This is a genomic window from Phenylobacterium sp., assembly GCF_035276905.1.
Taxonomy (GTDB): domain Bacteria; phylum Pseudomonadota; class Alphaproteobacteria; order Caulobacterales; family Caulobacteraceae; genus Phenylobacterium.
Window position 1 is genome coordinate 1 of sequence record NZ_DATELG010000162.1, and the last position, 18,043, is coordinate 18,043.

An 18,043-nucleotide genomic window follows, 5' to 3' on the forward strand; every position below is an offset into this window, starting at 1 on the left:
GTCGACGAAGCCCCCGCCCGGACCCTGGCGGCATGAGCGGAATCCCTGGCGGGATCATTCCGGAATAGGTGGCGGCATCAAATCGGAATGGGTGGCGGCATCATTCCGGAACGGGTGGCAGGATCAGGTCGGAATCCGCAGCGGGCCGGATCAGGCCGCGCGCGATCTCCTCAGGATCGTAGGCCGTGCCGTCGCCGAAAGCGTCGAGCGCCGCGTCGATCTCCTTGAAGCGGGCCTCGATCTCGGGTGGCAGCTCCTCCACCGCGTCCCACTGGCTGACCAGGGCGTCGTACTCCTCCGACAGCGCCGCGATCTGCGCCGTGTCCTCCTCCGAGCGCTCCACCGGGCGCGCATAGACCCGGCGCAGGCCGTGGCCGTGCGGATAGTCGAGGGCGGCGGTCGCCCACCGCCAGCCCTCGCGCTCGCGCACCTCGGCGCCGATCCCCTCCAGCTTCTCCAGCGCCAGCCGGTCGAGCAGCGCGGCGTCCTCGAACCAGCCCCCGCCGTCCTCGGTGAAGAGGTCCCGCAGGATCGTCCCGCCTGCCTCGGCGTAAGCCTCCACGCCGATGAACACGGCCCGCCGATCCTGGGCCGGGACCTTGGCTTCGGTCATGGCGCGCCGGATGCACGAGGCCGAACGGTTCCACGACAGCTGCTCATAGACCTGCTCCTGGCGCTCGTGGTCCTCGCTGACGGCGAAGGCCGTCATCTGCTCCAGGGTCAGGCCCCCGTCGCGGAACACAGCCATCAGCTTGGGCGAGACGGCGCCCAGCCGCAGCCGTTGCTTCACGACCTGGACGCTCTTGCCGAACCGGGCGGCGATCTCCTCGGCGTTCCGGCCGCGCTCCTCGGCCTCCCGCCGGAAGGCCTCGAACTCGTCGGCGGGTGCATGGCGAAGCGAGTGACGTTTTCGTCCAGGCTGATCTCGTGCGCGTCGTTGGCGAGGTCCACGATGCAGCGGACGGGCTCGGTCTTCCTTATCTCCTTGCGCTGGGCGCGCAGATTGAGGGCGAGGCGGCGGCCTTCGCCGATGGTGACGAGGAAGAAGCCGGTGGGCTCGCCATCCTCGCCGCGCTCGGGCTCCACTACGGGCGGCTGCAGCACGCCCTTGAACCGCATCGAGGCGGCCAGGGCCTCGATGTCGGCCTCCCCGTGGGGCGTCCTGCGGGCGTTGCGCGGGTGCTTCTTGAGCTTGTTGAGGGGGATTTCGAGCACCGCACCGGACTCGATCACAGTCTCGGTCGTCATGGTCCAGCTCCTTGGGTCAGGGTTGCAGGCGCAAAGCGCGCCTGCGGCCCTGCCCGTCGGCGAGACCGGGGGTGCAAGCGGAGGGGCGGCTTCGCGGGGAACCGGCTGCAGGGCCCTGACCGGCCCTGCGCACGTGGCCCCGGCGAAGGGACCGAAGCCGGGCGGAAGCCGCTCCGAAGCGCGCCAGGGGCGGACTAAGGCACGGCCGCGCGCCAGCGCGGCGCGAGAAATGGCTCGCGGCCTGCTTCGGACGAGCGTCTCCTCGTCCGAAAGATTTCGCGCGGATCGTCGGAAATCGCTGCGGCCCATAGCAAGTAAGCCTCGGCGTTCCCATCTGCACGGCAGCGCCATCGGGCGCGTGCCGCGACCGAAGCGGTCGATCGCCCCCGAGGGGCGCACGCATCCGAGATCCGAAATGTCCCCGCTCTTGGCAGCCTCCGCGCTCCGTGCCGTGACCGCGCTGCGCGTTCCCAAAACATCCTTCCGGTTTGATTGCAGGGAGAGACCATGACCCTCTCCCCACCAGACAACCTGGCGCGAGAGAACGCCTACCTGCGGCTCAGGAACGGCCAACTTCAAGACGACGTCACGGCGCTCAAGGCGGAAGTCGAGCGCCTGAGACAGATCGTGGAGCGTCTGCATGGCCGGACGCCCTTGAAGCCTCCCAATCCCCTCAGCGGGGGCCAGCAGCCATGAGCGGCGACCTGCCCGACAGCGTGCTGCGATCGAGGGAAGAGGACGTTCGATGCACAACATAGACATGCCCGCCGGCGCGACGATCCGGCTCACAGCGACGGCGGGCGCTGACGCCGGCGTCCATCGCTGGGCGGTTCAAGTACACGGCGCCGGCCCGGCGACCGCGACACCAGCCCGGCTGGCCTATGGTTCCCAAATCGGTGGCCAGGACCGTGACCAGCGCATCGACATACCTGTCCAGAACGTAGACTGCCGGCTCGAAGTCCGGGTTCAGCACGTCGCGGACGGCGGCGAATGGCGGGACGACAAGCTGACCGTCCTGGACGACACACCAAGCCGATTGGACCTCGGGTTCTTCGATCCCGCCCGGCCCTTCGCCGACTTGAACGGACTGCTGCTCAGCTTCGCATTTGGCAGACCTTCTCCTCAGACCTGAAAGGCGACAGCAATGGCCAAGGGCCAGAAGCGATCCAACCGAGAGCCGCGGAAGCCAAAGCAGGCGAAACCCAAGCCTGCGGCTGCGCCGCGCTCGTTCCTGGGACCTGCTCCGGGCGCGAAAGGGGCGCGTCCATGAGCCTTGCGTCCTGGTTCCGGAGCATCGCTCCAAGCGAGGCCGACATCAGGGCCGAGATCTGGAGCCTGGGCGCGCGTCATCACGGCCAACCGCTTGAAGGCGCCCTTGATGAACTGAAGGCGCCCGGTCTGCCGGCGGGGCGCGTCGTGCTGCTTCGCGCGTGCGTCTGGAAGCTCCAAGCTCGATGAGTGCGAAGAAGGAGCACAAACCCACGTCTCCGCCGCAGGCCGCCGGAATCGACCCGGATTACCCGCGGCTCCTCCAGGAACTGGAGGAGCGCCGCAGGTCGGCAGACGAGGTGATGCTCCGGAAGATGATCATTCCGCCCGATCCCCACGCGCCGTCGCGACGCGGCGCCGCGTAGGCGGGCGCGTGTGCGGCTGAACATCGTACATGAGACGACCTACCGCTACGCCCAGCAGGTCGGCTTCAATCCGCACCGGCTGATGCTGCGGCCCCGCGGCGGGCCGGACGTCCAAGTGCTAGCGCTGCAGGCCGCCGGCTGAAGTGACGTGGTCGCAGGACGTCTTCGGCAACCTGATCGCGACCGCGCGGTTCGGGGAGAGCGCCGCGGAGCTGGCGATCACCAGCGAGCTCATGGTCGAGGCCAGGGCCGACCCCTGGCCGTGTTCCGATCCCGCCCGGGCGCAATCCTTTCCCTATGAGCACTCCGCGGACGAACTCGCCGATCTGGGCGCCTTGCGGGCTACGCCGGAAGGGGGCTCGACCGTCAGGCTCTGGGCGCAAGGCTTCGTCCGCAGCCGACCGACCGACACGCTTGCCCTGCTGAAGGATGTGAACACTGGCGTCCGGGCCGCGGCGGCGTACCGGCAACGGGACGAAGAAGGGGGCCAGACCGGTGCGGAGACTCTCGACCTGGCCAGCGGGTCGTGCCGCGATCTTGCCGCGCTGTTCATCGAAGCGTAAGCGCTGTTGTCAGATCACGGCCGGCGCACCGGACCACGTCCCGGGCGCGCCGGAAGGCCGACATTTCGAACTGCCGGTGAGGCTGGAAGACCGCCGCCGTTTTCGACTGCGCCCAAGCTCGATAGAGTAGGACATCGCCATGTTGCGGGAAACCGTCAAATGCCGATGTACACCTTCCATCTCCGCAGGTTCGATGAAACCCCCGTCGCTTTGGAGATTGTCGATCTGCCACACGACGCGGCAACCTTGGCGAAGGCGGGCGAGCTTCTCGACGAACATCCAAGCTGCGACCACGTGGAGGTCTGGCTCGATGAGCACGCCGTAGTCGCTCGATACCGCGAGCAACCCGTAATACGGCCCGTTGAAGAGGTCGCGTTGGCCAGCCGTCGCGTGGATCAAGGCGCTTCGTCGCCCTCTCCGCCACAGCGTCCGCCGGTTGACTGACGCGGTAGCTGAAGAGATCCGCCGCGCTGGTCGGGCGAGCCCGTCGGCGCGCGTGGCGCGCCGATCCCACGCTCGGCTGGGCGCACGTCGTTAGCGCGCGGCCAGGAGCGACGACACCGCTGCCACTACCTGCGCCGGTGCGAGGGGCTTTTCGATCATCAGGCTGTCAGGCACCCCTTGCGTGTCCCATTGATCTCCGCTGTCGCCGGTCATGTAGACGACCGGCATGGCTGGGTTCAGTTCGCGCGCGCGCCGCCCGATTTCCCAACCGTTTGGCGCCGGACCAAGGTTCACGTCCGTCACCAGGGCCCGCGGGCATTCGGAGCAGTCATCCAGAAACGACATGGCCTCGGCGCCGCTGAGAAGGAGGCGGACCTCATATCCTGCCTCAACGAGCGCAACTTCAAGGAGGTCTTGAACGAGGACTTCGTCCTCGACGACCAGCACGGTCATTGAAATGCGCATGGAAGGCGCCCTTGGGCGCGGGTTCAACCGGTGGAAGACCACGCCCGCTCGAAGCGTAAGGGCCCGGTGCGACCAAAGTTCCGCGGCCTCACCCAGCCGCGGGATCGAGCTCAGGCCGCTGCTGAGGGTTCGGAGCGATAGGCCCAGGGCAGGAGCCGATCGATCTCGCGCCGAGGATGGCCCTGGACGATGCAGGCGATTACGTCGGCCAGGTAGCCCTGGGGCTCGACAGGCCAGCACCGCCCAGTATTCGGCGCCGCCGTCGGAGCCGGCGAAGAGGTGGTTCTTGGCCCCGCGCCAGGGGCCGGATGACGCGTTCGACGACGTTGGAGTCGCCGCGCAGCGAACCGCGGCGGGGCGACACGGCCCCCGCCTGGTCGGACTCTGGCCGGAGCAGGGTGGATCGTCTTCGACCCCACGCACGCCCGTATCGGCGGCGCGGGCCTGATCCCCATCGCCGTAGGACGATGCAATGCGCAAATCATGCCGGTCGTCGGCAGCTATGTCGGCGCGCCGGGCGACCTGACCAGCATGGACGTGGAAGTGACGGTCTCGACCCCCTGACCTGGCCAGCACCTCGTCCTTAGCTGGAGGTGACCAGTTCGCTCTCGGGCACGCCGCCTTCCTCGACCCTGACGCCGAGGAACCGCATCGACCCGCCTGCGAAACTGATGTCCGAGACGCCCAGAGCCCGGTCGCGCTTCAGCAGACTGGCGTCTCCGTAGGTGAGCCGAAGCGTCATCCTTTCGCGCGCGAGACCATCCGCCTCAGCCTTCTCGATCTGTTCTCTGAAGCGAACGGCTGGAGGTCTGCGGCGTGACGGAGCGGATGGTTTCATGGGACGGGGTAGAAGCCGATTTCACCGCTGACGCGCACCTGGCAGGCGCGGCCGGAGTCCTGGATTTCGCGGACGCGACGGTTGGCGGCGGCCCTGGCGCCCTCTTGATCGCGGGACCGCCCAAACAGCTCGCCGTCAAGCTCGACCGCCCAAGCGCCTTCGTGTCGCAGGACGGTGAGCACCGCCCGGTCTGTGACCATTCGCATAGGGCTCTCTAACAGGTCCACGGGGAGGGAAAAGTTATTTATCAGAATTTCCTTGATTATGATGACCATCAAGCCCAATATCGTCCAATCGAATTTCGTTTCGGCTCGACAGACCTCCGAAAGAAATCTTGGATTTCACCTTCGGATTCGCCACGCGACCCTTTCCGAAAATTTGACCTCAAGGCCCATTTCGGGCGCGAGAACTCATGTCCGAAAAGGGACAATTTATGCAAACTGGCACTGTTAAGTGGTTCAATGGCCAAAAGGGCTTCGGCTTCATTCAGCCGGACACCGGCGGCACCGACGTATTCGTTCACATCTCCGCAGTGGAGCGGGCTGGCATGGCCTCTCTGCAAGAGGGCCAAAAGCTGGGCTTCGAGGTGGAGCGCGACGAGCGAAGCGGCAAGATGTCGGCAGGCAAGTTGCAGGTCGCTTGAGCCACGCCAGAGCGGTCCGCCTGGCGGATCGCTCATACGTCCGCGAGCGGGACGGGCGACCTTGGCGCGAGCCGCCCTGCTGTCAGGCGGAGCGCGCCCCGGCGAACAATGCAGGAGGCTGCCATGAACCCTGACCAGCAGCACCGTTGCACGGTGCAGGTCAAAAGCGACGGCGCTCCGTATCTGGCTTTCGAGCCGTCCAGCGGCGAACGCTCTTCCTTCAGCAATTCACTCTTCACGCTCGATCTGCGCCCCGGCGTCACGCTCGACAAGGCGAACGATCTCGCCGCGCAGATCAATGCGCAGCTCTGGGGCGTGAACACGACAATCTTCTAACGAGGGTCGGGTGCGCCCCTTGGGCGTCAAGCTGGACGACACGATTACGGTCCGGTCCGCCCCTGCCCCATCCAGGAGACGGCCCAATTCAGGCGGTTCGAGCGCGCAATCGGCGGCGGCGACGTCTACGTGAACGTCGAGCAGGTAACTTACGTGAACACGAACCGGGGAGATGGCGGGGGCACGCACATTCACTTCGGATCCGAGAGCAGCGGTGTTGTCGTTGTCGGCGTTCCGGAAGACATCATGAAAGCGCTTGGCGCGACAACCTGACAGCAGCGCCGCTCTATTCCTCAGAGCTTCACCAATCTGGCCGCCAGGGCGCCCGCAGAGGCGGGCATGTCGATGTTGAGCCTCAGGCGACGCCCGAGGCGATTGCCGGCTCCACCCGATCGGTTGCCAGGTGCATTTGCGCGGCGACCTTTCGCACCATCCCTCACGCGGCTGCGCCGCCAAAACGAAAGTATCTGATGACCGAACTTCAAGGAACCGGCTTCGCCGAACGGCTCACGGCAGCGGCGGACGCCAAACGCGCCATGCTGGCGAAATTCAAGCCGAGGGCTGCCGTCCCTGCGCCGGCGGGCCTCGACCGGGACGCTCAGCGGACGGCCGAGCTGCAGCGGGTCCGCGACGATCGCGCAACCGCGAAGGCGGCGAAGCGTCAGGCATTGGCCGACGCCGCAGAGGCCGCGCGCTTGGCGGATGAGTCGATCGCTGCGGCGGCGCTGGACGCCAAGCGCGGCGAGCGGAAGGAACGCAAAGCGCTCACCAAGGCGGAACAGAAGGTCAAGAGAGACGCGCGATATGCGGCCCGCAAGGCCCGCAGGTGATGCAGACCTTCAGGGCCTATCTGCAAGACGGCGACGGCGCGATTACCTGGGCGGCGTGGATCGACGCCGTCCACGTCGCGGAGGCGAAACTCATGGCGCAGGATCTTTGCGGCGCGGAGACGCCAACGGTCGACCTGTGGTCCCCCACTGACCGGCGCCTCACCGCCGTCTGCAAGCTCGATCCCGTCTGATCCCGACCCATGTGATCCGGCCCGCCCGACCCACATCGGCTGAGAACACGTTTGAAGGTGATCACCTGAGCGTTGAAGAGGTCCTTTGCGATGAACGACCTGTCCGAAATCGATCTTCATGCCCTGCAGATCCTGGCCGAGAAAAAGGCCGGTAACGCCGTTCCCTTTATCAACATCGCCGCCGCACGCCGGCTGGTCGACCTCGGCTGGGCCACCCGCAGCCACGAAGGCTGGGACATCACTCCGGAAGGCAGCGCCGCGCTCGCACGGCGTTCGCCGCTGGCTCAATAGGTCATCCCCGCCGTCATCGGCTCACCGCTCCTGTATCAGCGGGTGAACGAGCTGGAATTCCCAAGTTCGGTCCGACGCCAAGTGCGGCTCGCCGGTCGGCCCATGCCCCTGCTAGCAACAAGGAGACGTGGCGGGGTGCTCAGCCCGTGGCGTCAGTTTCCGGGCGCTAAGGGCGTTCACGGCGTGGAGGATGTTGAAAGCGAGCACCGAAAGAGCCGCTTCCGCCTTCACGCGTTGGACGACGCGCGCCCTGATCGACCAGTCGGCGCCGGGACGCGACGCCTCTAATCGGCCCAGGCGGTCGCGCGGGCCGTCGACGCGCGATGGCAGTCGCGCAAGGCCTCCGCCGAAGCCTCAACCGTCGGAACCCCTGCGTGCGGGGGGACGTTGGCCTGTCTGGAAACTATCATGACACACGACAGGTCTACGACCGCTCATGCGCAGGTTCTGCAGCGTCTCCGCGGCATTCTTACGCGGTACATCTCTTATACGATTACGTTCTCGACGAAGACGTTCCCCCCTCGTTTCTCGATATTCTAAGTCGGGCCGCCAATCGGCCAGGACAAGCACATCAGAGACTAGAGCCGCGGCGTCCTCACTGACCGATGTTGTTGGTGCGAGGCCAGGCATGACTCCAACGCCCGATTTCGCAGACCTCGAACAGCGGACGCTGGCCACGGAGCGCCTGCTCGGAACCTTGATCGCCCTGTTGTCCGCTCGCGACCCGCGTCTCCTCGAGGGGCTTCAGGCGGTGTTCGCCAACCCGGACTTTGCGTCGGACGACGCCGGCCGGGCAGCCTCGGAGACCTGGAGACGGATCCGGAGCGAGTTGATGGATACGAGCGGCCTCATCAAGAGCCTCGGCGGCCTCTCCGGCAACTAGGCTTGGCTCAGCGCTCGCTCCGCGCCCTGGTCCGCCGACCTAAGCATCGATCTCGCGCCACTCCGTTCACCACGAGAAGGCGTGCGCAAGCCCAGCTGAAGCCAGGAACTTGATCCTCGTTGGCCCGCTCTCCCCGCGTCAGGCGACATCGGCCCAGCACGCTGCAAGGGTGGTGGCGTCCATTTCCCGGGGCCCGCGTGACGCCGCTTCCTTACACGCTCAGTCTGCTCGGCATCGGTCTAGTGGTGCTGTTGGCGGTCTGGCTGCCACTTGCGCTGCGACGCCTGCCTTTGACGCTGGCGATTGTCTTCGTCGGCCTGGGGGCCGCCGTCTTCAGCCTTGGCTGGCTCGAGATCAGACCCGATCCCAGGACCTACCCGACCCTCACTGAGCGGCTCACCGAGCTTGTGCTGATCATCGCTCTCATGGGAGCCGGTCTGAAGCTGGACCGCCCGCTGGGATGGCGTCGATGGGAGACGACCTGGCGGCTGCTCGGCGTGGCGATGCCGCTCACGATCGCTGCGGTCGGGGTCGCGGCCTACTACGGCCTCGGCTTTTCCCTGGCGATGGCCCTGCTTCTCGGGGCCGCCCTCGCGCCTACCGACCCCGTGCTGGCGTCAGACATCCAGGTGGGATCTCCGGGCTCCGGCCAGGGCGACGAGGTGCGCTTCGCGCTCACATCGGAGGCCGGGCTCAACGATGGGCTTGCGTTTCCTTTCGTCCATCTCGCCATCGCGCTCGCCGCCGGGGCCGCAATGTCGGTCGAAGCGCCCGCCGCAATTTCTGATCTCTGGCGCTGGCTGATCATCGACGTGGTTTGGCGCACGGGGGCCGGCGTCGGAGTCGGCTGGCTCGTCGGCCGCACCCTGGGGTGGTTGACCTTCGGCTCCGAACGGCGCCTTGCGAGCACGCGTGACGGGCTTGCGGCGCTCGGCGCCACGCTGGTGGCCTATGCCCTGACCGAGCTGGCGCATGGATACGGATTTCTTGCCGTCTTCGTCGCCGGCTTCACGTTGCGGACTCGAGAACGGGACCATCAATATCATCGGGCCCTGCACGAGGTGGCGGAGCAAATCGAGCGGCTCCTCATGGTCTCGCTGCTCGTTCTGTTCGGCGGGGCGCTCACTTCGGGTCTGCTTTCATCGCTTACCTGGCGCGATTTTCTCGTCGGCTTGGCCGTCATCCTGGTCATCCGCCCTGTCGCGGGCTGGCTGTCGATGGTCGGGGCGCCTCCGAAGTTTGGCGAGCGGCGACTCATTGCGTTCCTCGGCATCCGAGGGATCGGTTCGTTCTACTACGTCGCCTACGCGGTGAATCACGGCGCCTTCGGACTTAGCCACCAACTTTGGGCGATCACCGGGCTGGTGGTGCTGTTGTCGATCCTCCTCCACGGGATCACCGCCACGCCGCTGCTGCGCAGAATGGATGTTCGGTTGAGCGCCAAACGCGAGGGCGAAGTGCGCAATAGCGCGCCGCGATACAACCCACGGCCTGACGAACTCAGCCTCCGTTATCGTCGCAGATGGCCCTCGGAGCTCGCCCCAGCCCTCACCCGCCGGGCCTGAAGTGAAAGGTCAGCATTAACGCGGCGGGATCTGCGGCGGTGACGTTCGGCGCACCGAAACCGATGGCGACCCAGCCCCCGTGGTTCACAGCGACGTAGGGTTCGTCGGCCTCCCAGCCGCCGTTCGTTCGGTGGGCGGCCGAGATCCGGAGGATGCAGTCGACGTCCTGCTTGGGTATTTCGATGCGCTGCTCCGGCTCATCACGACCAACCGTGGAGCTGTAGTGCAATTTGGTCTGCCGCTTCTCCGGGTCCCAGGTGTCGACGCAGACGTCAACGAGCCAACAGTGGCTGCCGACCACGTCGGGCCAGGAGCTGGCGGTCAGCTCGACGCCGATCCCGGCGGGCAAGGCCACGGTCTTGATCGTTCCCTCGCCGACATCCAGCAACGCAGCAGCCTCGGGGGAGCGCGCCGCAAAGTCTTCCGCCCGGCCGGTGACGCGCGGTCCCGGCGGCGCCGTGCGTTTGCCGGGCGGGACGGCAGCTCCCCGCAGCATCGCATCGATCCGCTCCACCATGCGGTTGGCGTAGGTTGCGATGCTGACGACTTCGGTGTCCGCCGAGGCCGCCTGAGCGAACCGGTGTTTCAAGCGCTCCAGAAAGCGGGGCTCGGACTCGGCGATGTGCTCGATCAAACTGGCGAGCACCAGTTCATGCGCCGTGACCCGACCCTCAACATCTTCCCAAGGCTGGCCGGCGGCGGGTGTTGTCGGCCTCCCCGCGAGGTCATCGCTGTTGGTGGGATCGGTGGGTTGCGGCGGTGAGGGGCACATCGCGGACCTCGCTTTGACGCCTCCCCGCGAACGCATCATACGCCCATCGCCGGTCAGGCCCGCTCACTTCGTTGTAGAGACGTATTTCTGCAGGCCGCGCGGCGGCATCAGGCGACGCGACGATTCCCGGAACCATATGCCTCACGATGATTTCCACACGCGCCAGGAGGGGGCGGCGGCGGCCTGCCAAGGGCGCCGGCAGGTAGTCTGGCCGATGCTCATTCTGCGAGCTTCGCGGCTTTCCGTTACGAGGCGCCTTGGCGCCTAAGACCGCCAAGGCCCCGCATTGGGACTAAGGTCATGACGGTCGAAAGAACCAACCCAACACCCAACCCCGCCGCCGATGAGGAGCGGACAGCGCGGGAACGCCAAACGCAACGGTGGGAAAACGAAGGGGGGTCCAGTCGAACCTCCTCTCGCAAGGTGAACACGCCGCCCGCAGCTTCAGACAGGCCAAAGGCGCCCCGCGTTCATCATTTCGGAGAAGGCCAGACAGAGCGGACCATAACTCAGGACGAGCAGGACCGTCTGGCCCAACGAAGCGACAAGAGGCGCGGAGGCCCCTATGCCCGTTGAGAACACGGACCTCGAACGCCGGGTTCTGGCGCATGAGCAGATCCTGCAGGAGCTGATGGCGCAGCTCGCGGAAGACCACCCCCACTTTCTGGACCGGATGCGCGAGCGGTTCGCCGGCGCCCGGCGCGGCGCACATGAGCAGGACTATTTCGAGACAGCAGACTATGCCGAGGTCTTCATCCACGAGGTCCTGCGCCTGGGTCGCGGGCACGGCGAAAAGCGCGCCGTCTCGCCGGCCGCCGAGGACACCTACTCTCCCCCGCCGGCGCGGGCGACCGACCTTCCCGTTGTTATCCGCTGCGCCTATCGGGGCGGAGTCTGGCACGTGACGCGCGAGGACGCCTTCTTGGGCGACTATATGGAGCAGGAACCGGCGCGCACGGCGGCGGCGCAGGCGGCGCGCGAGGTCGAGCGTCAAGGACGTCGTGCAGAGGTGATCTTCGACGATGGCCGGTAGGCTAGTCTTCTCGAGTCACAACCAGCTTGGCGCAAGCTGCACAGCACGAATAACCGCTTTGCGCGGCAAAATGATCGCCCTCGAGCGCGTTTAGCGCTCCGCATTCTGCCGCGCAGAACGAGCGGACCCGGATTTATCTTCGCTTGCTCCTGGCTGTTTCGCCCGTTCGGGCCCACATCCTAAGAGCGCCGTCGGTCGTGTGCCGCCAGCCAAGCGGTCGATCGCACCCGACGTGGCGCAGTCCAGAGACGGACATGCTCACCCTCTCCGTAGCGGTCGAGGTCAGCGCGCAAGCCGCACGAGCCTCGACGCGTGTTCACTCCGATCTGAGGCGCTCACCGTGACCGCCGCCCCGATCCCCGACCTTGGTCGCGAGAACGCCTATCTGAGGCAGCGCAATGCTCAGCTGGAGGAAGACGTGCTGGCGCTCGCTGCAGAAGCCGAGCGTCTGCGACAGATCGTCGAGCGCCTCCACGGCCGAACGGCGGCGCGGCCGCCCAACCCGCTCAGCGGAGGCCAGTAGCTGCGATGCTGAAAAGTGAATTCAGAGCCGACCTCTACCGCGAGAAGGCTTCACACGCGATCTGGCTCGCCAAGACCTGCGGGCTGCCGCAGGTGCGCGACAAGCACGAGCACGCCGCCTCCGCTTGGCTCGAGCTCGCGCGGAGGGAGGATCAACGCAGCGTCGTGGCTCGCCGGCTGGCGGCTGGCGCGCCCGTCAAGCGGACCGCGCCGCCTCGGCCTCAACCGGCGAGGCTTGCCAGTGCGTAGCCTGGATCTGCCGGTGGGCTCTCGCATAAGGCTTATCGCGACGGCGCGCGCCGGAACGGACCTTCACCATTGGGATGTCCTCGTCATGACAGCGGGAGAAGCAGGCGCGGCGCCTCGCCTGGCGTTCAGCTCTCAAATCGGCGAGCACGACCTCGACCAAAGGATCGATATTCCGCCACAGGACGCCGACTGCAGGGTCGAGATCCGCTCGCGCCACTCCGGACGAGATGGATGGAACGACGACCGATGCACGGTCCAGGAGGATACTCCCGACGAACTGCGGATCGGGTTCTGCAATCCGGCCAGGCCAGGCTCCCGCGCGGACGACCTCGTGTTGAGCTTTTCGATAGGGGGCCCGCCCCGGGCGTCCGACAAGGAGCCAGACGATGGCCAAGGGCCAGAAGCGATCTAATCGCGAACCGCGCAAGCCCAAGCAGGCTGCGCCCAAGCCCGCGGCCACCCAGCCGCGTTCATTCCTGGACGTCGCGACGACGAAGGGAGCAAAAGAGCCCCTGAGCCGCAAGAGGACCCCGTGAGCGCCCCGGGCCGAGTTGCAGCGCGTCTGCGTCCGCAAGCTGCGACGCCGATGAAAACGCCTGCCGCCCCGCCCGCTTCCGCACCGCCCGAGCCCGCGAAAACCTATGCCGAGCTGCTCGCGGAGTATGAAGCGCGCCGCCGCGCCACGGATGACCTTCTCCTTGGCAAGATGATGCACCCGCGCGACCCGATGAATCCCGCCTAGACGCGGCCTTGGCGCGCCGCGTCCCGCCCGTCACTCGCAATGAGGACCACCGAGATGAAGTTTCGCAAAAAACCTGTCGTGGTCGAAGCGCGCCGCTTCACGGGGCAATTCGACAGCGACATGATTGAGCGTTGGATGGGCCTCCCTGCGAGCTCTTACACAGCCAATGGCGCCGATCGACCTCTGCTTGCCATTCCCACACGGCAGGGCTTGCTCGACGTTATGCCCGGCGATTGGATCATTCAGACTGGCGACGGCCAGTTTTACCCCTGCAAGCCCGACGCCTTCACGGCGTCCTACGAGCAGGTGGAGGACGAGTGAGGCGGAACCACAGACATAGGGTCGTGCAGGGGGCGGACTGAGCCTGCGTTCGAGCGGCGTGAACATCTCAGCCGACGCCATCGCCGACCTGAAGCAGCAGATCCTTGAATTCGATGCGCTGATCGCCGCCGACGAGGCTGAAAATCGCGACGCGTAAAGCGGGACTAGGAATCGCTCGCGCTTAACGATCCGCCGACCGGCGAGGCTGACGTATCCGTCAGGCAGATCATGGCCTCTGCCGGGTCTTGAACGACGCCAATCCCGCCAGCGCCTTTGATTGCGCGGAGGCCTTCGGCTCCATCGCTATCGCGGCCGGTGAGCACGACTGCGATGACACGCGGGCCGAAAGTCCGGGCCGCCGACTCGAAGAGCGGATCAGCCGCGGGCCTGTGGAAGTGGACCTTGGGACCCGTATCGAGCATGCACTTGCCAGGGGGCTTCACGGTGAGGTGACGGTCCGCGGGCGCCAGATATACGTGCCCACGTTCGACGGGCTCGCCCTGCGAAGCGTAGGACACCGGGAGCGGCGTACACGCCCCGATGATCTCGTCCAGGAGCCCTGGGCTTTGTGGATGCGTGTGAAGTACGACGAGCAAGGCGGCGTCGAAACGTGCAGGCAGCGCTGCGGCCAGGTCGCGGATGGCGGCCAGGCCGCCAAGGGAGGCTGCAAGAACGACGATGTCGCGGCGTTGATCCACGTCGCGGCTAACGATCTTCGACCGCGGTCGATCCTTCTGTACTCCACCCCGACCCGAACGGAGCGTCTGATGCTGGCCCGCGGCGGCGGCAGGCGACCGCCCGCCCGAGCTTTTGCACGGCCTGTAGGGGCTGCCCCTTCGGAAGAGCTCGGACGAGACGGCGGCTCGACCGCAGGGAAGTTCCCCTCTGGTTTTCAGTTATTTCAGCTAGACTGCCTGCGACCTATCTTCGGTTCGGAGGTTTGCCATGGCCGCTCACGCCCTGCACTTCGTCTCGCTCTCCGGGCAGAACCGCGGAAAAGTCGAGCAGCTCCCACGGCTGGCGGACGCCGAGGTGGTCGAGATGCACGTACGCACCAAGGCCGGAGACGACCGGACCGTCACCGTGCCGCACGCCGCCGTCGCCCTGATCGAGACGATGTTCGCCTCGCTCTCGCGGGGCGAACGGGTCGCCGTGCTGTCCGAGGACGCGGAAATCACGCCGAATGAAGCGGCGGTGATCCTGGGCATTTCGCGGCCTCTCGTGGTCCATCGCATGGACATCGGCGACCTGCCGTTCCGGTATGTGGGCAAGCACCGGCGCGCCCGTCTCGCCGATGTGCTGGCGCTCAAGGCGAAGCTCGACGAGCAAAGGTCCGCCGTAAAGGCGCTGGCCCAGGACACCCACGACCTGGCGAAGACCTATGGTGTCTAGCCCGCCGGTCTCGGTCTACGACGCCTGCCTCTCCGTCCACGTCACAGCATCGCTCGCGGCTCCGCACAAACTGGACAAACGGGACGTTTTGCACTACATCGGCTTGTGACTGGAAAGGAACGCCCATGTCCGCCGCGTCCGCTCGCCGATCGACCGCAACGCCGAAGCTCGCCAGCCCGGCAGCGTCCGAGATGATCGGGATCTTCGCCAAGCGCAATCCGCAGACCAGCCGCGAGCAGGTCGAGGCGATGGGCAAGCTCGTCGCCGAATTCGGCGCGGCGGCGGCGAAGCTCTCGCCGGCCGCGCGGCGCCGGCTCGTCGCTCGCAAGGCCGAGCTGGGCAAGCTGATCGCCGAGATCGTCGCCGAACCCGAAGTGGCGCCCGAGCCCCTGAAGCTCGCCCCGAAGGCGGCGCCGGAAGTCAGCCAGGGGGAAGGGCTGGGCCCGCTCGTTTCGGCGGCCGACGGGCGGGAACGGCTGGCGGCTTATGCGACCCCGCTGAAGGTCGAGGCCTGGGCGGGGCCTTTGGCGGGCGCGACCGAACTGGAGCGTGAACACGGGGTCGCCCGCTCGACCCTCCATGCCTGGCAAAAGCAGGGGGCCGTCATCGGCCTGCTGGTGGGCGTTCGCAAGCACGCCTTCCCGGTCGAGCAATTCATCGACGGCCGTCCCGTCGCCGGTCTGGCTCGCGTGCTCGAGACGATTGGCGATCCCCGCATCGCCTGGCTCTGGCTGCGCGAGCCGAACCCCGCCCTGGCCGGCGCCTCACCTCTGGCGCGCCTCAAGGCTGGCGCGGTCGATAGCGTGATCGAGGTCGCGCAATCGAACTTCGCGCGAGGGTGAGGCTCGATCCAGCCATCCTGGCGGATCTCGCGGTCGCCTTCACGCCGAAGAGCTACGTGCGGGTGACGCCGTTGGCCCACGCCGCGACGCCGCTGGGCGCCGGATACGGCGTCAGCCGGTTTGCAAGTCCGACAAAGGCCTTCAAGGTGATCTACCTGGGCCAGGATCTGACCACCAGCGTCGCCGAAACCATTGTCCGCGATCGTTTTCAGGGGAAAGCCCAGCGCCGGCTGATGCTGGGCGAAGTCGACCACTGGGGCGCCACTGAAGTCAGCGCCACGACGCCGCTGACCCTCGTCGACCTCAGGACGACGGGCCTCGTGCGGCTGGGCGTCTCGACGGAGGCGGCGCGGGGCAAGGCGCAAGGTCAGGGACGCAAGCTCAGCCAGGCTGTTCACGATCAAACCGACGCGGACGGGCTGCTCTACCTGTCGCGCCTCACGGGCCGGACCTGCGTCTGCGTGTACGAGCGCGCCTTGCCCGGGCCCCTGGTCGCATCACCCGTCATGGAGGTCGCGCGGCTGGCCGGATTTGTGGGCGCGGTGCAGGCCCTCAATGTGAGCCTCATCACCTCGGCCTCGTAGGCATGCCAGGCTTCGCCGCGCCCGCGGGAACCAGCTTAGGGGAGGCCTAGCCAGCGGTTCCGGCAAACCACTTGTTACAAATCCTCGGAAATAGTCCACAATTGCCGAGGATTTGGAACAGCATTCTTGGAAGCCCGCCAGCATAAGGATCGCGCCATCGCGGTCGCCCGTGAGCGTGGGATCGCGCGCAGCGTCGACTTCGATAAAGCCGGCGTCCCGCGAGTCTATCTCCAGCGTCTCATGCGAGAAGGCGCCCTGCAACGGATCGGACGCGGGCTCTACAAGCTCAGCGACGCTCCGTCCGGTGCCGCCTCCAGCCTGGCGGAGGCGTGGCGAATCCAGCCGAAGGGGTGATCGGCCTGCTGTCGGCCCTGCAATTCCATGAGCTGACCACGCAAACACCCCACGCCGTCTGGATGCTGCTCGAACCAAAAGACTGGGCGCCGGTGAATCCCGCCGTGCAGATCAGGGTCTTCCGCGCCAGCGCGGCCTCGCTGCGCGCCGGGATTCAGGTCCATACGATCGACAGCGTGCCCGTGCCGATCACCGCGCCCGCGAAAACCGTGGCGGACTGCTTCAAGTACCGCAACAAGATCGGTGTCGACGTCGCCGTGGAGGCGCTGAGGGACCTGCTGGCCAGGTCCCGGCGCGCCTCCATCGACGATCTCTGGCGCCATGCCGAAGTGGACCGCGTGCAGACCGTGATCCGGCCCTATCTGGAAGCGCTGGCGTGACAAGGATGCCGGCCGGCTTGGCCGCAGCGGTCAGAGGTAGTCGTCGAGGAAGCCGAGATCGCGCAGCTCCTGCTCGTCCGGATCGGGCTTGCCGCGCTTTGGCTTGGCCAGGATCGCGGCATGATCTTCGAGGTCGGCCATGTTTCCGACCGAGAACGGGTCCAACTCCTCGACGTAGTCCCGCGCCCAGTCCAACCACTTGCTAAGGGCGCCAGAAGGGGCTGAGGCCAGATGCGCCTCCAGCGCGTCGAGGAAGTCGTGAATGCGGCGGGCCTCGTGCCAATTCTCCGTCATCGAACGAAGTCGGGCCGGCCGTTCCTCGGCCTCCAAATCCCAGCGGTAGCGGGCCGCCATGCGGCGGCACTTCCGCTCCCATTCCTTATCCCACTGCTCCCGACGAACGCGTTCCTCGGCGATCTCCTGGGGCAGCCCTTCAAACCTGCGCACCAGGCGATCCACCTGGCGCTCCAGCGGCCGATCAGGGCGGTAGGTCCATCGCCGCGTCGGCGGAGGTCCCGTGAGGCGAGAAACGATGAGGGTCAGCCTGCCCGAGGGGACAAGCCTCGATTGCCAGGTCTCCTCACCGCGCCTGTAGCCGGGTTCGCCGCGGCGAACCCGGACCTGGGTCCGCCGAAGCGGTTCCTCGATGGTGAAGGAAAACGACTCGCCGCTAATGAAGATTTCCCCCTCCTCTGCGCGATGTCCCCGCGCTTCCAGCGCCTCGTACAGGGCGCTTTCCAACGTGAGTGCAGCCTGGGCCATCTTGTTGGATGGCCAGCCCCCGTCGGCGATGCGGGCGAGCACCAGTGAGTGCAATCCATCCGGCGGTGTCAGCTGCAGCGAGGGTTCTTCGTGCATAAGACCTCCGAGCGGCAGAGCCACGCCACGTCGGAGACCGGGCGGCCCTGCGCATAGCGCGCC

General features: G+C 66.7%; 32 protein-coding genes and 1 pseudogene. 23 read left to right on the forward strand and 10 right to left on the reverse strand.

The window, feature by feature from the left end; translation table 11 throughout:
- Positions 1 to 100 precede the first annotated feature (100 nt).
- Positions 101 to 790 carry a hypothetical protein gene (locus VJS38_RS07230; protein WP_324087478.1) on the reverse strand — a complete coding sequence of 230 codons (690 nt, stop codon included), beginning with the start codon at positions 788 to 790 and terminating at the stop codon, positions 101 to 103.
- Positions 787 to 1,248, reverse strand: a complete 462-nt coding sequence (locus tag VJS38_RS07235) for a ParB/Srx family N-terminal domain-containing protein (protein ID WP_324087479.1) — start codon at positions 1,246 to 1,248, stop codon at positions 787 to 789. The genes VJS38_RS07230 and VJS38_RS07235 overlap by 4 nt, the downstream gene beginning before the upstream one ends.
- Before the next feature lie 507 nt (positions 1,249 to 1,755).
- Between VJS38_RS07235 and VJS38_RS07240 the strand changes: the two genes are divergently transcribed.
- The 6 genes from VJS38_RS07240 to VJS38_RS07265 all read left to right on the forward strand — a co-directional run bounded on the left by VJS38_RS07240 (position 1,756) and on the right by VJS38_RS07265 (position 3,445).
- The gene (locus VJS38_RS07240) at positions 1,756 to 1,944 is read left to right on the forward strand and encodes a hypothetical protein (RefSeq protein WP_324087480.1); all 189 of its coding nucleotides are present in this window, start codon (positions 1,756 to 1,758) and stop codon (positions 1,942 to 1,944) included.
- A gap of 49 nt (positions 1,945 to 1,993) precedes the next feature.
- Positions 1,994 to 2,380 carry a hypothetical protein gene (locus VJS38_RS07245; protein ID WP_324087481.1) on the forward strand — a complete coding sequence of 129 codons (387 nt, stop codon included), beginning with the start codon at positions 1,994 to 1,996 and terminating at the stop codon, positions 2,378 to 2,380.
- A 134-nt stretch (positions 2,381 to 2,514) separates the two neighbouring features.
- Complete coding sequence (locus VJS38_RS07250; RefSeq protein ID WP_324087482.1) at positions 2,515 to 2,706, forward strand: hypothetical protein; 192 nt, start codon at positions 2,515 to 2,517, stop codon at positions 2,704 to 2,706.
- Entirely contained in the window at positions 2,703 to 2,882 is a 180-nt protein-coding gene (locus tag VJS38_RS07255) for a hypothetical protein (protein ID WP_324087483.1), read from the forward strand. Before VJS38_RS07250 ends, VJS38_RS07255 begins: the two co-directional genes overlap by 4 nt.
- A 10-nt stretch (positions 2,883 to 2,892) precedes the next feature.
- Positions 2,893 to 3,024, forward strand: coding sequence for a transglutaminase N-terminal domain-containing protein (locus tag VJS38_RS07260; protein WP_324087484.1), 132 nt, complete (start codon positions 2,893 to 2,895; stop codon positions 3,022 to 3,024).
- 1 nt (position 3,025) lies between these two features.
- Positions 3,026 to 3,445 (forward strand): hypothetical protein, encoded by a 420-nt coding sequence (locus VJS38_RS07265; RefSeq protein ID WP_324087485.1) that lies wholly within the window; start codon positions 3,026 to 3,028, stop codon positions 3,443 to 3,445.
- Positions 3,446 to 3,454: 9 nt separating this feature from the next.
- Here the strand turns inward: VJS38_RS07265 and VJS38_RS07270 are convergent, their stop codons facing one another.
- The 5 genes and pseudogenes from VJS38_RS07270 to VJS38_RS07290 all read right to left on the reverse strand — a co-directional run bounded on the left by VJS38_RS07270 (position 3,455) and on the right by VJS38_RS07290 (position 5,470).
- Positions 3,455 to 3,844 carry a hypothetical protein gene (locus tag VJS38_RS07270; protein ID WP_324087486.1) on the reverse strand — a complete coding sequence of 130 codons (390 nt, stop codon included), beginning with the start codon at positions 3,842 to 3,844 and terminating at the stop codon, positions 3,455 to 3,457.
- A 135-nt stretch (positions 3,845 to 3,979) separates the two neighbouring features.
- On the reverse strand, positions 3,980 to 4,342 hold the full coding sequence (locus VJS38_RS07275; RefSeq protein ID WP_324087487.1) for a response regulator: 363 nt from the start codon (positions 4,340 to 4,342) through the stop codon (positions 3,980 to 3,982).
- Positions 4,343 to 4,464: 122 nt separating this feature from the next.
- Positions 4,465 to 4,703: pseudogene (locus tag VJS38_RS07280) on the reverse strand (transposase domain-containing protein); the annotation flags it as partial.
- A 234-nt stretch (positions 4,704 to 4,937) separates the two neighbouring features.
- The gene (locus VJS38_RS07285) at positions 4,938 to 5,096 is read right to left on the reverse strand and encodes a hypothetical protein (RefSeq protein ID WP_324087488.1); all 159 of its coding nucleotides are present in this window, start codon (positions 5,094 to 5,096) and stop codon (positions 4,938 to 4,940) included.
- 92 nt (positions 5,097 to 5,188) lie between these two features.
- Positions 5,189 to 5,470: a hypothetical protein gene (locus VJS38_RS07290; RefSeq protein ID WP_324087489.1), complete on the reverse strand. Its 282-nt coding sequence runs from the start codon at positions 5,468 to 5,470 to the stop codon at positions 5,189 to 5,191.
- 155 nt (positions 5,471 to 5,625) lie between these two features.
- On the opposite strand from VJS38_RS07290, the gene VJS38_RS07295 reads away from it, so the two are divergent.
- From VJS38_RS07295 to VJS38_RS07325, 7 genes are all read left to right on the forward strand, one after another.
- Entirely contained in the window at positions 5,626 to 5,835 is a 210-nt protein-coding gene (locus VJS38_RS07295) for a cold-shock protein (protein WP_324087546.1), read from the forward strand.
- Positions 5,836 to 5,958: 123 nt separating this feature from the next.
- Positions 5,959 to 6,171: a hypothetical protein gene (locus VJS38_RS07300; protein ID WP_324087490.1), complete on the forward strand. Its 213-nt coding sequence runs from the start codon at positions 5,959 to 5,961 to the stop codon at positions 6,169 to 6,171.
- Positions 6,172 to 6,641: 470 nt separating this feature from the next.
- Entirely contained in the window at positions 6,642 to 7,001 is a 360-nt protein-coding gene (locus VJS38_RS07305; RefSeq protein ID WP_324087491.1) for a DUF6481 family protein, read from the forward strand.
- Entirely contained in the window at positions 6,998 to 7,192 is a 195-nt protein-coding gene (locus VJS38_RS07310; RefSeq protein ID WP_324087492.1) for a hypothetical protein, read from the forward strand. Before VJS38_RS07305 ends, VJS38_RS07310 begins: the two co-directional genes overlap by 4 nt.
- Positions 7,193 to 7,282: 90 nt before the next feature.
- A complete protein-coding gene (locus VJS38_RS07315) occupies positions 7,283 to 7,483 on the forward strand; it encodes a hypothetical protein (protein ID WP_324087493.1) in 201 nt (66 codons plus the stop codon).
- Between the two features lie 628 nt (positions 7,484 to 8,111).
- Entirely contained in the window at positions 8,112 to 8,366 is a 255-nt protein-coding gene (locus VJS38_RS07320; protein WP_324087494.1) for a hypothetical protein, read from the forward strand.
- A gap of 197 nt (positions 8,367 to 8,563) precedes the next feature.
- A complete protein-coding gene (locus VJS38_RS07325; protein ID WP_324087495.1) occupies positions 8,564 to 9,931 on the forward strand; it encodes a cation:proton antiporter in 1,368 nt (455 codons plus the stop codon).
- Here VJS38_RS07325 and VJS38_RS07330 read toward each other — a convergent pair.
- On the reverse strand, positions 9,915 to 10,703 hold the full coding sequence (locus VJS38_RS07330) for a hypothetical protein (protein ID WP_324087496.1): 789 nt from the start codon (positions 10,701 to 10,703) through the stop codon (positions 9,915 to 9,917). The two genes, VJS38_RS07325 and VJS38_RS07330, sit on opposite strands and share 17 nt — an antisense overlap.
- A gap of 565 nt (positions 10,704 to 11,268) precedes the next feature.
- On the opposite strand from VJS38_RS07330, the gene VJS38_RS07335 reads away from it, so the two are divergent.
- The 5 genes from VJS38_RS07335 to VJS38_RS07355 all read left to right on the forward strand — a co-directional run bounded on the left by VJS38_RS07335 (position 11,269) and on the right by VJS38_RS07355 (position 13,570).
- A complete protein-coding gene (locus VJS38_RS07335; protein WP_324087497.1) occupies positions 11,269 to 11,736 on the forward strand; it encodes a hypothetical protein in 468 nt (155 codons plus the stop codon).
- Between the two features lie 340 nt (positions 11,737 to 12,076).
- The gene (locus tag VJS38_RS07340) at positions 12,077 to 12,259 is read left to right on the forward strand and encodes a hypothetical protein (RefSeq protein WP_324087498.1); all 183 of its coding nucleotides are present in this window, start codon (positions 12,077 to 12,079) and stop codon (positions 12,257 to 12,259) included.
- A 634-nt stretch (positions 12,260 to 12,893) separates the two neighbouring features.
- Positions 12,894 to 13,043: a hypothetical protein gene (locus VJS38_RS20985; protein ID WP_414692419.1), complete on the forward strand. Its 150-nt coding sequence runs from the start codon at positions 12,894 to 12,896 to the stop codon at positions 13,041 to 13,043.
- Between the two features lie 50 nt (positions 13,044 to 13,093).
- On the forward strand, positions 13,094 to 13,249 hold the full coding sequence (locus tag VJS38_RS07350; protein ID WP_324087499.1) for a hypothetical protein: 156 nt from the start codon (positions 13,094 to 13,096) through the stop codon (positions 13,247 to 13,249).
- 54 nt (positions 13,250 to 13,303) lie between these two features.
- On the forward strand, positions 13,304 to 13,570 hold the full coding sequence (locus VJS38_RS07355; RefSeq protein WP_324087500.1) for a hypothetical protein: 267 nt from the start codon (positions 13,304 to 13,306) through the stop codon (positions 13,568 to 13,570).
- 164 nt (positions 13,571 to 13,734) lie between these two features.
- Here the strand turns inward: VJS38_RS07355 and VJS38_RS07360 are convergent, their stop codons facing one another.
- Positions 13,735 to 14,268: a chemotaxis protein CheB gene (locus VJS38_RS07360; RefSeq protein ID WP_324087501.1), complete on the reverse strand. Its 534-nt coding sequence runs from the start codon at positions 14,266 to 14,268 to the stop codon at positions 13,735 to 13,737.
- Between the two features lie 247 nt (positions 14,269 to 14,515).
- On the opposite strand from VJS38_RS07360, the gene VJS38_RS07365 reads away from it, so the two are divergent.
- The 5 genes from VJS38_RS07365 (at position 14,516) to VJS38_RS07385 (ending at position 17,122) form a co-directional block, all read left to right on the forward strand.
- Positions 14,516 to 14,962, forward strand: a complete 447-nt coding sequence (locus VJS38_RS07365) for a DNA-binding protein (RefSeq protein WP_324087502.1) — start codon at positions 14,516 to 14,518, stop codon at positions 14,960 to 14,962.
- A gap of 125 nt (positions 14,963 to 15,087) precedes the next feature.
- Positions 15,088 to 15,804 carry a hypothetical protein gene (locus tag VJS38_RS07370; protein WP_324087503.1) on the forward strand — a complete coding sequence of 239 codons (717 nt, stop codon included), beginning with the start codon at positions 15,088 to 15,090 and terminating at the stop codon, positions 15,802 to 15,804.
- Positions 15,801 to 16,388, forward strand: coding sequence for an RES family NAD+ phosphorylase (locus VJS38_RS07375; protein WP_324087504.1), 588 nt, complete (start codon positions 15,801 to 15,803; stop codon positions 16,386 to 16,388). The genes VJS38_RS07370 and VJS38_RS07375 overlap by 4 nt, the downstream gene beginning before the upstream one ends.
- Before the next feature lie 126 nt (positions 16,389 to 16,514).
- A complete protein-coding gene (locus tag VJS38_RS07380) occupies positions 16,515 to 16,742 on the forward strand; it encodes a type IV toxin-antitoxin system AbiEi family antitoxin domain-containing protein (protein ID WP_324087505.1) in 228 nt (75 codons plus the stop codon).
- Positions 16,718 to 17,122 carry a type IV toxin-antitoxin system AbiEi family antitoxin domain-containing protein gene (locus VJS38_RS07385; RefSeq protein WP_324087506.1) on the forward strand — a complete coding sequence of 135 codons (405 nt, stop codon included), beginning with the start codon at positions 16,718 to 16,720 and terminating at the stop codon, positions 17,120 to 17,122. The genes VJS38_RS07380 and VJS38_RS07385 overlap by 25 nt, the downstream gene beginning before the upstream one ends.
- A gap of 30 nt (positions 17,123 to 17,152) precedes the next feature.
- On the opposite strand, the gene VJS38_RS07390 is transcribed toward VJS38_RS07385, so the two are convergent.
- Positions 17,153 to 17,980, reverse strand: a complete 828-nt coding sequence (locus tag VJS38_RS07390) for a hypothetical protein (RefSeq protein ID WP_324087507.1) — start codon at positions 17,978 to 17,980, stop codon at positions 17,153 to 17,155.
- Positions 17,981 to 18,043: the final 63 nt, after the last annotated feature.

Bases quoted from the DNA above. Each gene is read 5' to 3' on its own strand.
- VJS38_RS07315 (WP_324087493.1), top strand. From the start codon at position 7,283: ATGAACGACCTGTCCGAAATCGATCTTCATGCCCTGCAGATCCTGGCC.
- VJS38_RS07240 (WP_324087480.1), top strand. From the start codon at position 1,756: ATGACCCTCTCCCCACCAGACAACCTGGCGCGAGAGAACGCCTACCTG.
- VJS38_RS07365 (WP_324087502.1), top strand. From the start codon at position 14,516: ATGGCCGCTCACGCCCTGCACTTCGTCTCGCTCTCCGGGCAGAACCGC.
- VJS38_RS07330 (WP_324087496.1), bottom strand. From the start codon at position 10,703: ATGTGCCCCTCACCGCCGCAACCCACCGATCCCACCAACAGCGATGAC.
- VJS38_RS07370 (WP_324087503.1), top strand. From the start codon at position 15,088: ATGTCCGCCGCGTCCGCTCGCCGATCGACCGCAACGCCGAAGCTCGCC.
- VJS38_RS07355 (WP_324087500.1), top strand. From the start codon at position 13,304: ATGAAGTTTCGCAAAAAACCTGTCGTGGTCGAAGCGCGCCGCTTCACG.
- VJS38_RS07305 (WP_324087491.1), top strand. From the start codon at position 6,642: ATGACCGAACTTCAAGGAACCGGCTTCGCCGAACGGCTCACGGCAGCG.
- VJS38_RS07250 (WP_324087482.1), top strand. From the start codon at position 2,515: ATGAGCCTTGCGTCCTGGTTCCGGAGCATCGCTCCAAGCGAGGCCGAC.
- VJS38_RS07275 (WP_324087487.1), bottom strand. From the start codon at position 4,342: ATGACCGTGCTGGTCGTCGAGGACGAAGTCCTCGTTCAAGACCTCCTT.
- VJS38_RS07335 (WP_324087497.1), top strand. From the start codon at position 11,269: ATGCCCGTTGAGAACACGGACCTCGAACGCCGGGTTCTGGCGCATGAG.
- VJS38_RS07285 (WP_324087488.1), bottom strand. From the start codon at position 5,096: ATGACGCTTCGGCTCACCTACGGAGACGCCAGTCTGCTGAAGCGCGAC.
- VJS38_RS07300 (WP_324087490.1), top strand. From the start codon at position 5,959: ATGAACCCTGACCAGCAGCACCGTTGCACGGTGCAGGTCAAAAGCGAC.
- VJS38_RS07320 (WP_324087494.1), top strand. From the start codon at position 8,112: ATGACTCCAACGCCCGATTTCGCAGACCTCGAACAGCGGACGCTGGCC.
- VJS38_RS07235 (WP_324087479.1), bottom strand. From the start codon at position 1,248: ATGACGACCGAGACTGTGATCGAGTCCGGTGCGGTGCTCGAAATCCCC.
- VJS38_RS07350 (WP_324087499.1), top strand. From the start codon at position 13,094: ATGAAAACGCCTGCCGCCCCGCCCGCTTCCGCACCGCCCGAGCCCGCG.
- VJS38_RS07245 (WP_324087481.1), top strand. From the start codon at position 1,994: ATGCACAACATAGACATGCCCGCCGGCGCGACGATCCGGCTCACAGCG.
- VJS38_RS07255 (WP_324087483.1), top strand. From the start codon at position 2,703: ATGAGTGCGAAGAAGGAGCACAAACCCACGTCTCCGCCGCAGGCCGCC.
- VJS38_RS20985 (WP_414692419.1), top strand. From the start codon at position 12,894: ATGGCCAAGGGCCAGAAGCGATCTAATCGCGAACCGCGCAAGCCCAAG.
- VJS38_RS07295 (WP_324087546.1), top strand. From the start codon at position 5,626: ATGCAAACTGGCACTGTTAAGTGGTTCAATGGCCAAAAGGGCTTCGGC.
- VJS38_RS07390 (WP_324087507.1), bottom strand. From the start codon at position 17,980: ATGCACGAAGAACCCTCGCTGCAGCTGACACCGCCGGATGGATTGCAC.